Raw genomic sequence first — 321 nt, forward strand, 5'->3', positions numbered from 1 at the left:
TATAAATTGGGTTATTGGTATTGGCCTTCTGTACAACAGCTTGCTCATTCATACCTTCTAACACCTGTGCATTAGACATGTTTTGATCATATAACTGAGCCATCAATGCACCACCGTCTAGTGTCGATTCTTGTTTAAATAGCTGCGTAGCGACATGAACATCAAAATCATCTGATTTTGAAAAGGTCACAAAACCACTATTATCGACTCCGTTTTCACCATCTTCAGCAATCATTTTTGCAATCAAATTTGAAGAAGTTCTTATAGCCAGAGCAATCGTCGCTTGATCTTGGTCAAAATCGAAGCTCTTTGGTGTATAAC

General features: G+C 38.0%; 1 protein-coding gene. It reads right to left on the bottom strand.

Annotated features, from left to right (window positions below):
* Positions 1 to 321 (bottom strand): hypothetical protein (locus AB4512_RS23465; RefSeq protein ID WP_372175927.1); only part of this gene is annotated, 321 nt, incomplete at both ends.

The organism is Vibrio sp. 10N.222.52.B7, from assembly GCF_041474275.1.
Taxonomy (GTDB): Bacteria; Pseudomonadota; Gammaproteobacteria; order Enterobacterales; family Vibrionaceae; genus Vibrio; species Vibrio crassostreae_C.